14 protein-coding genes and 1 pseudogene are annotated in these 15,831 nt (G+C 40.4%); 3 read left to right on the top strand and 12 right to left on the bottom strand.

The features are described from left to right. Nucleotide 1: 1 nt before the first annotated feature. Complete coding sequence (locus tag ACXMYH_RS02245; protein ID WP_118297490.1) at nt 2-922, bottom strand: carbohydrate kinase family protein; 921 nt, start codon at nt 920-922, stop codon at nt 2-4. A gap of 99 nt (nt 923-1,021) precedes the next feature. Next, the gene (locus ACXMYH_RS02240) at nt 1,022-1,276 is read right to left on the bottom strand and encodes a YgdI/YgdR family lipoprotein (protein ID WP_486555869.1); all 255 of its coding nucleotides are present in this window, start codon (nt 1,274-1,276) and stop codon (nt 1,022-1,024) included. Nucleotides 1,277-1,678: 402 nt separating this feature from the next. Between ACXMYH_RS02240 and ACXMYH_RS02235 the strand changes: the two genes are divergently transcribed. Further along, nucleotides 1,679-2,809 carry a TM1812 family CRISPR-associated protein gene (locus tag ACXMYH_RS02235; protein WP_118530102.1) on the top strand — a complete coding sequence of 377 codons (1,131 nt, stop codon included), beginning with the start codon at nt 1,679-1,681 and terminating at the stop codon, nt 2,807-2,809. Nucleotides 2,810-2,943: 134 nt separating this feature from the next. Here ACXMYH_RS02235 and ACXMYH_RS02230 read toward each other — a convergent pair whose 3' ends face one another. The 6 genes from ACXMYH_RS02230 to ACXMYH_RS02205 all read right to left on the bottom strand — a co-directional run bounded on the left by ACXMYH_RS02230 (nt 2,944) and on the right by ACXMYH_RS02205 (nt 7,437). Further along, on the bottom strand, nt 2,944-4,314 hold the full coding sequence (locus ACXMYH_RS02230; protein ID WP_486555441.1) for a type IV secretory system conjugative DNA transfer family protein: 1,371 nt from the start codon (nt 4,312-4,314) through the stop codon (nt 2,944-2,946). Between the two features lie 234 nt (nt 4,315-4,548). Next, a complete protein-coding gene (locus tag ACXMYH_RS02225) occupies nt 4,549-5,142 on the bottom strand; it encodes a ClpP family protease (protein ID WP_118530106.1) in 594 nt (197 codons plus the stop codon). A gap of 180 nt (nt 5,143-5,322) precedes the next feature. Then, a complete protein-coding gene (locus tag ACXMYH_RS02220) occupies nt 5,323-5,592 on the bottom strand; it encodes a hypothetical protein (RefSeq protein ID WP_486555440.1) in 270 nt (89 codons plus the stop codon). Nucleotides 5,593-5,747: 155 nt separating this feature from the next. Continuing rightward, nucleotides 5,748-6,482, bottom strand: a complete 735-nt coding sequence (locus ACXMYH_RS02215; protein ID WP_118605188.1) for a class I SAM-dependent methyltransferase — start codon at nt 6,480-6,482, stop codon at nt 5,748-5,750. Nucleotides 6,483-6,959: 477 nt separating this feature from the next. Continuing rightward, complete coding sequence (locus ACXMYH_RS02210; RefSeq protein ID WP_486555439.1) at nt 6,960-7,187, bottom strand: hypothetical protein; 228 nt, start codon at nt 7,185-7,187, stop codon at nt 6,960-6,962. After that, entirely contained in the window at nt 7,177-7,437 is a 261-nt protein-coding gene (locus ACXMYH_RS02205) for a type II toxin-antitoxin system Phd/YefM family antitoxin (protein WP_118297493.1), read from the bottom strand. Before ACXMYH_RS02205 ends, ACXMYH_RS02210 begins: the two co-directional genes overlap by 11 nt. Nucleotides 7,438-8,103: 666 nt before the next feature. Here ACXMYH_RS02205 and ACXMYH_RS02200 point away from each other — a divergent pair. Together ACXMYH_RS02200 and ACXMYH_RS02195 are read left to right on the top strand one after the other, a co-directional pair. After that, nucleotides 8,104-8,484 carry a plasmid mobilization protein gene (locus tag ACXMYH_RS02200; RefSeq protein ID WP_329751781.1) on the top strand — a complete coding sequence of 127 codons (381 nt, stop codon included), beginning with the start codon at nt 8,104-8,106 and terminating at the stop codon, nt 8,482-8,484. Then, nucleotides 8,468-8,719 carry a hypothetical protein gene (locus tag ACXMYH_RS02195; RefSeq protein ID WP_329751780.1) on the top strand — a complete coding sequence of 84 codons (252 nt, stop codon included), beginning with the start codon at nt 8,468-8,470 and terminating at the stop codon, nt 8,717-8,719. Before ACXMYH_RS02200 ends, ACXMYH_RS02195 begins: the two co-directional genes overlap by 17 nt. 222 nt (nt 8,720-8,941) lie before the next feature. Here the strand turns inward: ACXMYH_RS02195 and ACXMYH_RS02190 are convergent, their stop codons facing one another. From ACXMYH_RS02190 to ACXMYH_RS02175, 4 genes and pseudogenes are all read right to left on the bottom strand, one after another. Continuing rightward, nucleotides 8,942-13,615: a hypothetical protein gene (locus ACXMYH_RS02190; protein WP_329751779.1), complete on the bottom strand. Its 4,674-nt coding sequence runs from the start codon at nt 13,613-13,615 to the stop codon at nt 8,942-8,944. A gap of 76 nt (nt 13,616-13,691) precedes the next feature. Beyond that, nucleotides 13,692-15,062, bottom strand: coding sequence for an ATP-binding protein (locus tag ACXMYH_RS02185; protein WP_329751778.1), 1,371 nt, complete (start codon nt 15,060-15,062; stop codon nt 13,692-13,694). 20 nt (nt 15,063-15,082) lie between these two features. After that, a complete protein-coding gene (locus ACXMYH_RS02180; RefSeq protein WP_486463569.1) occupies nt 15,083-15,601 on the bottom strand; it encodes an NUDIX hydrolase in 519 nt (172 codons plus the stop codon). After that, a pseudogene (locus ACXMYH_RS02175) lies at nt 15,593-15,793 on the bottom strand (helix-turn-helix domain-containing protein); the annotation flags it as partial. The gene ACXMYH_RS02180 and the pseudogene ACXMYH_RS02175, both read right to left, overlap by 9 nt. Nucleotides 15,794-15,831 lie beyond the last annotated feature (38 nt).

The following is a 15,831-nucleotide window of genomic DNA, read 5'->3' as shown; positions in this document are numbered from 1 at the left end:
CCTACTGCACAAGACCAAATTCTTCCGGCATAAATCTCGGGCAGATATTCTCCGAAGTACAGATCACGGTCGCTGCAAGTCTTGTTCCGATCCTGCAGGAATCCTGCAGGCTCTTTCCGTAAGTCAGACCGATGCAGACACCTGAGAAAAACGCGTCTCCGGCTCCGGTCGTATCGACAACATCCACTTTTCTTGCCGGATAGATCCCGGTACTTCCGTCTTTATCCACATAGAGAGCGCCGTCCCCGCCCATGGTCACAACCATGCGGGCAATCTGCGCTGAGCGGACGCGCTCCGGAAGGACCTTTGCGAGCTCCGCCGCTGTCATGTGTTCATAATCCTCGGAAAAAAGGATCCCGGCTTCCTGCTGGTTGCAGACAAAACATGCTGTTCTGCGCAGGAAGTCCCGTCTCTCGACTGCGATCGTCATGTTGGACACGAGTGCGTAGACCTCTTTCCCATACTTTTCCGCATACGCAAATGTCTTTTTCACGATCTCCTTATCCGTGTCGATCTCGATCGCGATGCTGTCCGCGTCCTTGAAGATCTCGTCCCCATACTCATCGAGGATCTGCTCGATCGGCTTATGATCCGGTCTCTTGGAAATGGAGGCGACAACATCTCCTTCATGGTCGAAAACGGCAAGCCATGTTCCCATTCCGTTCTCAACCTTTTTCATATACTTTGTCTCAACTTTATGGCGTTTCAGCTTCTCGATCACATCATCACCCATCGCGTTGTTGTCCACAGCGCTGATGAACGTCGGCTTTAACTCGATGTTTGCGATATTCTCCGCCACATTTCTTGCTACTCCGCCATGGATCTGAATGACCGTTCCGGCATTTCTTCCCTGCGGGATATACGGGGATAAGGAATATCCCTTAATATCAATAAAAACATCTCCGATTACAACGATTCCCATCTTATATATTCTTCTCCTTTATCTCTAGCATAACACTTTCACAACATCTGGGGCAGTTTCCCATTCCGGACTACCCCAGACAAAAATTTTTCCCTGATCTTATCTCTGTCCCTTATCATACGGGATTCCTTCCGCCTTCGGTGCTCTCGACTTCTTCGAAGAAACCGCCAGGACCAGAAGAGAAATGATATACGGAAGCCCGCGATCAGGTCTGTAGTCCGAGCTGCCTGTATTCTCCGTCGTCACCTGGTTCGATCCGCATCCGGCAAGCAGAAATGTCATCATGGACGCCGCAAGAAGCAGCGCTACCCCCCTTTTTACATTTTTGCATCCTTCTTCTCCTCCGTTACTCATACTCTTTTTCCAGTCCGTGCAGGAACTGCACAGCCCCGCTGAACAGCCGCTAATATATGCGCTTTACCCAGTATAAAAGGGATTTCTGGAAAAGTAAACAGGTTTCTTCTTTCTGACGAAAAAAGGGACAGATGGATTTTTTGTCCATCTATCCCCTGCCTGTTCCGCTTTTGCTCCCGCCAGACACTCTCTGCTCTTCCAGCTCTGCCACGCCTGTGTCTGTTTTGATTTCTTCGCCATTGTATAACTTCGATCACTTCATTGTCTGATAAGGAAATTCACACGGATATAGATACTTCTCCCAAGTCATCTGACACCCAGGAGCGGCGTACGCAAAAGACTGTACTTTTCATCAACGAAGTGGTCAAGCAAATTCGTTCTCTGAAAAAGCATTACCCAAATATGGATATTCATGTAGACACTCACGGTGGTATCCGAACTGATCAAGAAGCTCTGAACAGTATCCTCTCCCTGCTTCAGATGGAAGGCATCACAATCCCGGAAAAAAATATTCACAGCATTGAATACTCCAGACCTCGCGCTGTTTTTACCTCTGCTTCTGAAATTTTTAAGATCATGAATTTCGTATCCGGCATTCATGAATGTATCTATTACGGACAAACTGCATCGCTGAAGCAGGCGATCGCACCGGAAAAATCCCATTCGGATACTGCTCTTAAAAGCAGCAATAGCGATGAACAGGAAGTTTTAGCAAATATGCAGACGATTGCGGAAGGTATTCAGCTTTGCGATGTTACAAAATTCGAAACTGGGTTAAAGAATCTTTCTGATTCTCTTCCGAAACTGGGAAAACAGAATAATTCTCTCCAGAATGTCGGTTATCTCACAATGTTCCAGGATCTGATCCGTGACAGCTATGGTCATAGTCTTCTGAATAACAAAGACCGCCGTGTTATTGATGAGATCAGATGGTGTACCGAAAAGGGCTTCATTCAGCAGGCTCTTACTCTGGTGGAGAGCAAAATGCCGGCTGTATTTCTGAAAAATGGATTTTTAATTTCTGAGAAGCAGAAAGAAGAAAAAAATGGTCAAAAAGCAGTAACTGCTTTTTCTATCTTTAATTCAAAATCAAAGGATCCAGTTCTGAGTGACGATTTTCTGAGCTATATCACCCAGAAGAATTCACCTAAAAAAGGGTGGGAATCTGCAGAAAACTATATTGTGCAGGCGGTCGGATATACGAAACGTCCTTCCAAGAAGGTCCCATTTGTACCGCTGAAAGAGCGGACCAATTATCTCGCGCTGGAGGCATATAACTCTAATCCGGTTATATCCGTCCTCAATACAAAAGATAATACGTTTCCGGTTCGCAAATATTATATCGCAGAAAATCCGAAATCCTACCGGAAGATCAATATCCTTCTCCGTCTGCATATGCAGTTAAAGGATGAACGAAATAAGACAAATCATGCCGGCAACGACAGCAACCGTCACTCTATTGCGGTCATTTGTCACGCATTGGAATCTTATGTGCAGATTTACGAGGCGATTGAAAAAGATTTAAAGGCTTGATTACTCCTTATATAAAGTCTGCGGTCCGCATCCCGCGCGGCGTACCTAGTCATCTGTAATGATCTTTGTCTTTTCGCAAGCGTATAAAAACATCCCGGTCACATTTCCCACGTGACCGGGATGTTTTTATACGCCTATTCCACCTCCCTAATCTCCACCTCGCCGCTCTCCTCGCTCAGCAGCCGGTTCATCCTCGCCCGTCTGACACTCTGGCACCGATTTTCTATTCTCCCGATCACCTCTTCACTTTTCCGTACCTCCTCCTGGTACTCTCTCGTGATCCGCCGGTAGTCCTCGTCCTGAAAGACATCGTACCGTTCCGTCACGACCGGCTGCTGACCTCTGCGGAAAACAATCTCCCGCCCGACCGGCATGTGCAGCACTTCATTTACCGGGACATTCAGCCGAATACTGATGCTCTTTGCGGTATCGATATTGTTTCCGCCGAGATATACATAGCTGTCGCAGTTATCCAGGATCGTGATCGCGTCGCTCCCATACATCTGGTGAAGCTGCGCCTCCGACTGGAGAAGGATCGTCGAGGACATTCCCTTTTCCCGGAAAATCGAGATATACTCCGGAAAGTTTGCACACCGCCCGCCGGTGGCAAAATCGTCGAAGGAAATATGGACCGGCCTCTTCAACGTACCGGATGGCTTTTTCTCCGCGATCTCAAACAGCTCTTTCACCGCCTGGGAGATGAACATCTGGGCAAGAGCGTGGAGTGATTTTTTTACCGGACTTGTCGTCACGAAGATCACGCTCTTTTCGTTCGCCACATTCTGGAAATCGATAACCGGTCTTGTCTTCATCACTTTGCAGATCCTGGATGTGAACATTTTATCCATCGCAGTGTTTAATGATGTATAAATGCAGCGGGCAGTCCGATCCGGATTCTCCCGGAATGTATTCCAGTATTTTTCGATACAATACTCCGGCCGGCTGGCAGCCGCTTCTTCCATCACCTTATCGAAGCTGGTCGTGATTCCTGCATTTCCTGCTGAATAGATACCCATGCTGCTCTGAAACCGGACAACATCGGCAAAGCAGTCCTTACCAAGTGCCAGAAATGCTGCACACTCCGCAGTGAGAAGCGAGATCGCGCTGTCATCCCAGAACGGGTCCATTTTCGAGTTGCTTTTTTTCGCATTTGCGAGCACGATCGCAGATGCCAGATCTGTGATGTCCTCCTCGGTTTTTGTATATTTTAATGGGTCATAGCAGCAATTCGAATTTTCCGGCTCCGCGAAATTCAAGTCATACACAGTATATCCGGCATTTTTTAATGGATTTCTATACTTGTCGACCAGACGCCGCTTCGTCGCAACAACGATCATGTTGGAGGATCCGGCTCTCAGAAGCTCCAAAAGCTCCGGCTCCAGGATGGAAACCGTTTTTCCGCATCCGGAACCGCCGACGATCACGCGGTTATTGTTGACTCCTGTGATTTTGCTGTCCGCGCTGTAGGAACAGTTCTTTCCTAAAATAACTCGTTCTTTTTTCATATACGCATACCTCCAAACTATGTAACAGAATTTTAAACTGCATCTTTACTGCACCGGCCTGTACACTCCCCCTGCACGTGCCTTTTTGCGCCGCAGCAGTTCACAGTCTCATGTTTTCTCAGACGTGGATCAAAACCATCCCGCATCTGCTGCACCGATGGCTTTGCCTTCTATCTCCGGGCAAATCTTATTTCCTTGTACTATGGAATCCCAGATAACTCCGGCGAGGAGCATTTACAGAATCGGTTCCAGGATCTTCTCAAATCCCACGATCTCATCGCACAGTCCGAATTCGACGCTTTCCTCCGGGCTGAAAAAATGGTCGTAGGCAGTTGCTTTTTCAATCTCCTCCTCACTCCTTTTTGTGTGCTTTGCAAGAAGACGGTTGATCCGCCCCTTCATCTCCAAAAGTCCCTCCGAGATGGAACGGATCGAGGACGAATTCCCGGCAACCTGCTGCCCAAGCATCGGTTCATGGATCATCATCTCCCCATGCGGCAGGATATATCTTCCATGCGATCCGCACGCAACGATCACGGCCGCCATGCTGTACGCATGTCCGATGCAGTAGAGCTCGACCGGTGCCCGGCTTCCCTGGATCGCATCGTAGATCATGAGACCGGAGCTGATCTCCCCGCCAGCACTGTTGACCAGGACACGGATCGCCTTCTCCGTGCTCTCCTGATTCAGGATCAGGATCTGACGGACAAACTCCCCCGCACTGCCCGCATCGATCTTTCCCTCCAGAAAGATCAGCCGATTTGACAGCAGTCTGGAATCTGCCGAAACCTGTGTGATACCGCCTGCGCTTTTCAGTAATGTGTTCATATGTGTCCTCCTTCATATTGTAAAGTGTGCTTTCTGTTATGCTCTGTGATTTTTATTCTATGCTCAGGCTCTCACAAATTTTGGACACAAAAAGGCAGGGGCAGATGAAACACGACTGCTTCATCTGCCCCTGCCTGTGATATTTTTATTATGATGTCTTACATATCTGTTTTCTCTTCCCTATTTCGTCTGCACCACTCCATTGACCGTCCATGCACCGTCTGCGTTCACGGTACTGCCATCAATGACAGTATTTCTCAGCAGTTTTCCGCGGTAGCCATCGGAAACCGGGTTGAAGTAGTAACATCTCTTAACACCATTGGCATCCGGGATCCATAACCATCCGGTCTGCATTTTACCTTTGGTGTTGTCAGAGATCGGATTCAGGTAGTAAATGTTGCCATCCGAATCAGTCTGTGATGTTTTATTCTTTATGACTCTTGATTCCACTATTTTATCTATTGGTTCGCATTTCTTGTTTTGCCCAATTTATCATGAAATTTTATATCATTCGCACCTTAAGACTGCAAGACTATTGATCTCCCATTTCCCGGAAAATTGCTCAGACCACACCGCATGGGCGATTCTTCTGTTAGTGGGAGTTTTTACAGCACATAGCAATCATACCGAATTGCCTTCCCCTTCAATGTATAAGAAGGCTCTCTGCCTGCAAGACATTCACTTTTCAATGGCCGCTTAACGATAATTCTGGACGGACCGACTTTTAGTGCCGCATCAAAAAGATCTGTTTCCTCCGAGCATGGCGGCTCCAGCTTCTGGATCAGCTGAAGTTTTTTATTGATCAGACTGGATTTTTGTCTCGCAGGAAACATCGGATCCAGATAAATCACATCTACCGGATCCAAAAGCTTTGACATGCATTCTACACTATCTGCCTCCACTACTTTCATGCGGCCGGCGATATCCTTTAAAATCTGATTCTTTTTTGCACGACGGATGGCATCCTTCAGAAGTGCAGCGACCACCGGATTCTGCTCATATAATGTCACCTCGTACCCCTGTGCAGCCAGTAAAAAAGCATCTTCTCCCATACCGGCAGTGGCATCGATTGCTTTCCGCCCTTCTTTCTCGGAGCTTGCCGCCTTTACCAGCATCTCATGCTGCAGTCTTCCATTGGTGACTCTATGCATCATTGTCTCCGCAAAGTCTCCCTGATAAGTCAACCCGAATCCTGACAGTGACACTCCCTTGGAATCAAAATGAATCGTCAGATATTCTCCTGGCTTATCCACGATCGGCGCTCCTGTTTTTCTGGCAAAAGACTCTGCCATATCTCTCTGCCCACCTTTTCCGAGGCAGACTACGATCTTGTTGTTCATTTTATTGTTCTCTCTTTCGCTTTCTAGTGAACCTCATTTGCAACTGGAATACTGCTGATTTTTTTCATCTGCCATCATAATCTTTTCCATGTCAAAAAATGTGCGTAATTATAAACTTCCTCCAAAGGATCTGGAAAAGCTCCAAATTCAATAATGGAGCGGGATTCTAAGAAATCCCACCCCAACTATCGGCATAGAACCACCGCAACACAGTGCCAAAGTTCCGCCATCTGTGTCAATATCAGCGGTCCTTCCGATTTCAGCCTATATGTGATCCCACACGCTTCTAGTTCTTTGCAGAACATCTCAAAATAGTCCGGCTCTTCCCATTACCGTAATATCCAGGGAAATATATTGTCATCCAACCGGATTTCTCTCAGGTCTTCTTTATAACTTGCTTCCATAGTTCTCTAATTCATGAAAGATTCCCATGACATAGACCGTTCTTATATCTTCATTTACCCGATAAATCATAAGCTATGCCATGCCCGGTATTTTTGCCTTCCGGTATTCCTTTTTTCGAAGCACATAATCGATACATGTTGGAAATTGCCATGGATCTTCTTCCAGACGATCATAAATTTCTTCGATTCCCGAAAGAAGATGTTTGGCTGCCTGATCGCTTTTCAACGGATTCAACAGATAAGCCAGCAACTGATCCAAATGTTCAGATGCCTTCTGCGCAATTTCCAGTTTATAACCCATATTTCTCCCTCATGGATGCAAGCTGCTTTCTCGCATTCATCGTCTGCCCCGCTTCTATCTGGCTCTCCGACTCCTCCAGCTCCTTATAAACTTTTGACAACTTCATCATCCGTTCATAGTTTTCCATACTCATGAGCACCATATCACCATACCCATTTTTCGTAATAAAGATTGGTTCTTTTGTAGAATGACACATTTCTGAAATTTCTGAAGTGTTTTTCAAATGACTGATTGGAACAATTTGCGGCATAAAAGCACCTCCTTTATGTAGTTTAATTGTACCATAATTATACCATGTATGCAATTTTATATTATTTCATTGGGTATGTGATAAACTTCCATTGTTCATTTGGAACGCCTCCTCTGGTTTTGAGTTTGGCTTGCGACATCATATTGCAGGAGGCTTTATTTAGTTGTCCTCACCGACTGCACTTATTCCATTCTCCCAAGAACAGCTGAAAGCTTAAGTTTTTCATTTAGATGTAGAGAAAAATTGTTTCAACTCACAATCCACAAGAAAGCTGACTTTGAGGGCGGCAGAAAAGTCGATTACCTGATTTTTGTTTCAACTCACAGCCCCGCAAGGGGGCTGACAATTAACAAAGGGTGCAGAAATATATTCCCGCATCCTCTGTTAACAATAGTATTTTATTCAAACTCTTCCCGAGTTTATTATCGGCAACTCATAAATGCTGATATTTCCCGCATTTTGGACACATCTATTTCGCCAAATATCGCTCTTTTCGCATCGTTTTCAAAACTTTTAGTAGCAAATTAGTTGCAGTATCTGCACCTAAACTTTTTTCCATAGGAATGATATAATCTACTTTTTTATTACTCACAATGAATAAATTCCTGTGGCTGTCAGGTTATCTATTACGCCTGCTGCCACAGCCAAAACGAAAGGAGCATTACCATGAGCAATCAACATAAAAACCCAACCATCAGCTTCAGAATCACTGACGCTGAAAGGAAACAAATTGAAGCCCGTATCCTTGCCAGTGGACTGATGAAGAAAGATTACTTCGTCCGTTCATGCATCTACAATCGTATCTGCGTTGTTGGCAAGAAAGAAAACATCTATCCTCTGGTGCAAACTGTGAATGCATTTTATCTGCAATTACTTGAAATGCAAAAGGCATTTACCTCACCAGACCGCACTCCCGATACTCTTCCTTCTTCGGAAGCCATCAAGGAATTACAAATCGAATACACTAATATGCTAACAGCTATTATCGACCTGCTGGATGATGCAAAATATCTGTGGGAAGGAGACTGTCATGAACAACAATCTTAATTTTCAGTTCGGAATGTACGAACCTTCCACAGACTCCATTATCGTCAATACCGGCGAGAACGCAATTCTTGTTATACGTTGTAAGGAATGTAATTTCTCTGTTATCTTTGATAATCCTACTGATATTGTATATCTATACCGGCTGGCAGAGGAAACCCCTCTGCTATATGCCAAACTGGCATTGAAAGAAAACGGATTGCAGGATTATGTGGATGCTATGAATGAATTTAATTAATTATTCCCCCAGTTGAGGAAATACTCTATTGAGTTAGTCTCATCTTAGTCTCACCAGTCTCATAGTAATTTGAGACTGGTGAGACTAAGATTTACCATTTCTCTAATATATATTTCACTGCCTTTTTTAATCATCACTAATTTCTTCCAAATCATCCAACGATATAACTCCGTCCAATTCCTTTTAACATCCCAATTCTATCTTCCAATCTTCACATTCAAATCAATGAATTCGAAATTCATCTAATAGTACAGCAGCCTTCTCATTTCTTATTTCTGTCAATGCTAATAGTATGTCCTCATATGCATTAATCAGCTTCTCATCCTTTTTTATTTCATCGCTATAGAATATAAAGGATTTTAAGATAATCATATCAACTATCACTTGTGAATCTATTATTTCTTTTGCAAACTGTTCTTTGCTATTTCTAATAGCTTTTGTAAAGCATGAACTAATAGATATCAAAATTTCTGGTAAGAGTTCACTAATATTGAGCAAATATACTGTGTATAGAACATCGTTCAAATGATTGGAGCCATACTTCTCAATCTGTACATTCAGAAAGCACTTATCTTTATAACTATATTCTGCCTTTACTTTGTTTACATCCCATCTGCTATATCTTCCTTTACAAAGGAACAATCTCTTTTCAAGAATATTTCTTACATAGTCCTCTGGAATACTATTTACATAAGTTTCAAGAATTCGAATCTTCTTCTCAATGTCATCTCTCTTACCCTTCTCCCTAAATCCATCAACATATGACACCAAAAAGCCACTAAGAACATCTTCATAAAAGTCCAATGTATCTCTGGTAAATTTCGAAAAGTCAGTTCCTTTAAACAGAATATCATAAACAGCTTCTGGATTTCGTCCTGTAATATTCAATTCTCTTTGAAAATAAGAGGATACTTTATGTTCTTGAAATGTGTCAATTATTTCATGAGCCCGCATTTCTTTACAGTTTTTATGCCATATTTCAATCATACATTGCACAATCGAACTAATAACTATGGCAAATTTCTCATCTTCTGTATTCAATCCACAACATGCAATATTACTGAGAATGTCTATATCATAATCACTGATATCAAACTCAGAAAGATCTACCCCCTTACCATCATACAAATATTCTTGAATTATCTCGGACCTCTTATTTTGATATTCATTTCCATTATTTTCCCGAATCCAATGATCCACACCACATAATTTAGGAACCATATTAGGAATGAATTCATAGTCATCATCATTACGATTATCTTTTATATATGCAGCATTAAACTTCTGGTGATTCATCTCATCTTCTGCAAGCATAATAATTGTATTAAAAATCCTACTTGCATAATTCCTATTTTTTTCCAAAAAATACTTTGTTAATTCTGCTATCTGGCTAATTAATCCTGAATTATCGTCATTAATTATACTCTCTAATATCATTAACAAAATCTGTTGCTTAAGGTCGTTATTTATATCTTTATTCAATTGTTCCCACAATGCAATTACCATATTAACTTCAGCAACATAAGATTGATTTAAAAATATTTTCTTTACACGCCTAATCCACTCCTCGACTAGTTTATTTCGCTGTTCATCCGTAATATCTGGCATTATCAATGCAGACGCAATAAATGTAACAAGTACTTTCTCGAACTGCATTTCAATACGATAATCACCTTTCATCTTTTCACAAAGAGTATCAATCACTGTAATAATTCGGTCAGCATTCGCTTTTTTCTCATTTATATCCTCTATCAGATAATTTATAGTTTCATTCAAATGTAATATTGGTTCGTTTGTAACTTCATTATTCTTAATAATCTTTTGCGCTTCCCCCTTGATCTGCGGTTCGATCATTATTGTCTTTTCATCTATTTTTGTCACAGCAGCATCGCGAAAGTCCATTTTTTGAATCTGTAAATTCTCATTGGAATACGTTTTTTCATCGTATATAGAATATAAGTAATCTAAAATAACATGACATCTGTTTTTTATTCCATCATCTCCATAAAGATACGAATTAGCAAAGTATTGTTGCAAATTACATGCACACTTTTCATCTTTCTCATATCGCCTGGTTATTTCTGGAACTCCCATTGATAGCATTATGTGTTTTTCCAACAATTCTTTTGTCGGATTAGAAATAAATTCGCCACTACGATGAATATCAAAATATATTAATTCCATACTGGATGCTAATTCTAATGCATATCCCGGCATTTCTTTTTGAAAATTCATCCCTATAGCCTCAATAATAGACAAAAGCAATACGTTGTTTGCCTTTTCATATATAGTATTCTTAACGTATTCTGCTAAGCCTTTAATATATGTACTGTCAGAAGAATTTCTCATAGAATTAATAACAGTCTTCTTTATTACAAAAACAATGTCCGTCAATACCACCGGAAGGTTATGTTCCATGATATCTGCCATCCACAACCATCCGTTACCCAAATACACTCTTTTCTTGTTTTCCTTTGGGAAAAAAATTTCTATATTTGTTATCTCATCTGGCTTATTCTCTGCAAATGTCTGTACTGCATTATTAACAAATGATATTGCCCACTCAAGGCCTTTTACGAAGTCACATCTCATAACATACCAAAAAAAAGTGTTATTATACACGCCGTTTTCATTATTGTCGAAGTGATCTGCATTGTCAGATAGACCATACGCTCTCACATTATTATGGTCATATCCATCATACCTAAAATGCTTTCTTGACACTCTTTGTCCCCATAATGTTTCCGCTGATTTGCATGCCAATTCGGGTAATTCCATAACAAATAAAAGTGGACATTTTTTCACAACCGCCTTTAGAATCTCTTCAGCAACACTGTCCCTTCTACTAGTTCCAGAGCAATATTCTACTATCATATTTTCAACAAATTCTTTCAGCCATGACTTAGATGACTTGGCCATTTTGGCAACAATAAGAAAAAGCTGCACAATCTCTTCATCATGTTGATAATATGATTTTTCCTCTTTACTCTTTTCTATTAGCTCGTCAATATATCTAATTATTATTTTGTATGCTTTTTCTTCAGTATCCGCAGTTTTATAAAAACAATTTGCATAATCATCACACAGCTTAATAATAGAAGTTCTATTTTTATCTAGACTTATGCGTTCTTCAAAAACCATACCAATTAAATTTTTACGTGCCGCTCCTATCGGTGTTACATTCATTATTAATGCTGGTGAATGATTAATTTTCGCCTCAAATGCATATAAGTTTGTTATATCTAACAATTCTTCAACCACTGTTTCATCGAGCAACTCCTGAAATTCCTTGAAAAACAATCCACAGTATTTTGATTTTACTATTCCAATTTCTGTTTGCTTTTTCCATTTTGCCTCAATACTATTATCCGTTAACAGTGTATATACAAATTTCTCGCGAGCCTCCTGTACAAACAGTTTGTTAGATATCCAAATTTGGTATCGCCTATATATGCAACGCCCGATTTTCTCTATTTCATCAAAAAAAACATTATACGATCCATGACATACATCAAACGCCTTATCTATATATCGTTCAAAACAAATATCTTCGAAAATATCATATTTCAAACGTATCTTATTCCTGCTTTCGACAATAATTTCTTCTGATTTCAATGCTTCTAGAATATCGCTATCTACAATATCACTATCAACACCAACAACAAAACGACTAGCACGTTCAAAAACAATACGCTCAACAGTGTTTCTAACATCACTTTGTAAGACACCATATTTTTTGCACTTGTCTTTTAAGCAGATGATTCTTTCCCATATGAGATTTCTAAAATTATTCTCGTCGTTAATATTTTCTTCTACAAATCCTCCCGATACAATTAAATTGAGATAAAATGGCACACATAATAAATCCGAATATTTTTTATTTTGCTGTAAGGATAAAATAATGGGATAACTTTTAGCAACCTTATCAATCTCCTCTTTCGCCAAATCCGGAATCTCGTATGTTTTGATTCTATATTTTGTATTAATCTTCATAAACGCAGAACTATCAGTAGTTCTACACGAAGTAATAATATATACATTGCTGTATTTATCTGCAAGCCTATATATCTCCTGCAACAACGTAAATGCATTGTCACCACAATCTGCAATAAATTCGATAGCATCAATAAATATATACAGCGGTTTATTTTCTAACCACAGGATTGCATCCTCTACATCACAATCCCACAATTCGTTTACTTTCTTTCCTGTGGACAAATTCTCTGCTCGCGTGACTAATACGTATTCTTTTCCCTTTAACAGTTTTTTGCATACAACTGATTTACCAGAACCAGCATTTCCCTGTATCGATACTAATTTTTCTCGTCCTGCCTGTATCGTTTCAATAATTTCTGACCTGTCAATTTCATATTTACCGTTAATAAGCTCTTCAATATTTTCAAGTTCAATTTCTTTACTTATTTCAATCGCACGCAAAAACTTTTTAATGTTTTCCTTATGAGGTTGTTCTTCTATCACCCCCAGCTTATCCATTATCTTGGAAAAATCCGATGATAGCGTGTTATGTAGTGTTCTTTCACCGCTTGACATAAGGGACTTCGTATACTCATTATATGCGTATAAAATATCCTCAATAATCTGAGTCATTTGCTTCTTTTCCTCATTCCCTATACGCAGCTCTCTATTCTGCTCAAAAAAGCCCCGAATGATTTCTTGTATTTCTTCCTCTGAAAAAATATGATTCTTATATTTATCCCCCATATCAGTTTTAAATCTATCAAGGCAAGTCTGAACTAAAGGATCATCTGAATCCCAATTATTGATATCAATCTCTTTTCTTTTTAACTTGTCTTTTACAATTAATACCCAGCTTCTTCCTGCCTCTTCTAAAGTAACAATAGAGCTAAGCAATCCAATTGCCGCCATTAGATCCATTCGTCAATTACCTTCTCTCTTAATTCTTGTATTCTTATCCTAACCACATTGGTTAAGATGTGGTTAGCTTATTTTCTTACGAAAAGTATTTCTGATTTTTACTTGATGGCTTTTCCGGTATAGTCATCTTTAACACACTATTTTTCAGCATAGGAGTTAAATACTTTCTTCTAAAGCTTGTCCTGCTATCAAAATCAAATTCATCCATTATTTCTTGGACCGACTTCGGGTCTTTACAAAAATCGATAATCAGCTTATTCACATCCTGACCATTTTGGTTAGGATGATGGTCAGGATGCTGACCATCATCTCTCAATAACCTCAAATACCTATCACAAGCCTTGCAAAGAACCATAATTCCAGCCTCATTAATCTCGTATTCCGGCAATGGTCCATCATACAACGCACAGGCTTCCCTAATCTTCTCAAATCCTCTTCCCCAAGCTTCAATCATACCGCTTTTGAAAAAGATATTAGCCAATTTCGGATTATAAGGCTTTGATGAATGCTTCATAAACAACTTGTCAGTAGAATCCAGATTTGGAGGCATCTCTCCATCATTCCAAATATATATCTTGTCCTCGTAAACGCTAATCTGAATTGGATTGCAACCGCTGTAATCCTTATGAACAATGGCATTCAACAAAATCTCACGGAATGCGTCCTTGTGGAACATAAATTGCTCAATTCTCTGGACACCCTCATAATCAATCAATGCCTTCATATATTTCGTGTATACCAAATCTACAGTCTTATCTACCTGCTCTATCAAAGGCCCGTGCACCTCATCCTGATACACCAAATCCGAATCCGATTTTCCAAAATAACCGATTTTGATATAAGAACCTGTTACCCACTTCTCTGGATCCTTATAAAACGCAAGCATTGCTGCTCTTATCAAATATCCATCTTCATCAATTAGGTGCAGGTTATCCATCAAGATAGTATCTTCCACACTGACTTCTTCCTTCGTAAGCCTTCCTCTTTTCACTGCCTTATCTTTGAATAGCTGTATTGCATCCTGCTTTAAATCAGATACTGTCAGTTTTGGTAGAGGCACACCATCCCATGTTCTTCCCTGCGTTTTTAACAAAGCTCTTTCCAATTCCTTTCCAGTAATCTCACGCATGGTACTTCCGGAACGATAATAATATTTTCCACGAAAACTTATTAAAGATGGATATTTATCAACAATTATCTGCAAATACTCAAGTTCGCCTTTATATAACAAATTCACATCTGCAATGATTCCCATTGTGTCCGTAATTTTATTAGGAATTCGCTCTAATAAATCTCTTGCATTATCAATACCTACAACATTACCATTGTCATCCGTACCTATGTATATTGTTCCACCGTAGGCATTGGCATATCCACAAATCCATTTTAAATACTCATCCTGCCATGATTCCTTCCACTCTATGGATTGATGTTCTTTTTCCTTCATATATCCACCAACTTTCCAAATCACTGCTTGTCCACTTCCGTAAAGAAGTATTCCAATGTATCCACAAACATATTATGCTCAAACAATTCCTTAATTTGCTCCCGATTCATCCATGCAACCTGCGCCACTTCATCTGTTGTGGCATTTCCTAAATCAACCTCTCCATCGTAATCAAACAGCCAAACATCAACAATTTTATTAGCCACTTTTCCAAACTCGATTTTCTTAATGTCTGACAAAACAACTTGACCTTTTTCTGGCAATAAATCTATTCCAATCTCTTCTTTGGCTTCTCTAAGCGCTCCTTGCAGACTGTCCTCTCCTTTTACTACAGAACCATCCACACATTCCCACATCAAAGGATGTGTTGGTCTGTTTGCAGAACGCTGCGAGATAAGGTACTCGCCCTTGGAATTACGAATCCAGACATGCACCACCAAATGGTAGCCGTCTATCGGTAACTGTTCTCCTCTGATATGGTCTTTTCCCAGAAGCTCTCGGTTCTCATTATACAAATCCCATATTTCTGCATCCGGCACATACTCCACAATATCCCCAAAGTCTGCATGTAAAGTTTTACAAATTTTACTAAGAATTGTAAGGCTTACCTCTTCATCACGTCGAAGCTTTGTCATCGTGTTAGGGGCAATTTCTGCCTTTTTACGCAAATCCGATTTACTCATTTTTTTATCTATTAATAATTTCCATAATTTATTGTATGATACTGCCATAACAATGTCTCCATTCACCTTCAATAATTATCAATTTC

This window comes from Pilosibacter sp. NGB245, assembly GCF_057397225.1.
The sequence above is the reverse complement of the archived record's forward strand: the minus strand, read 5'-3'. Positions and strand labels throughout refer to the sequence as shown.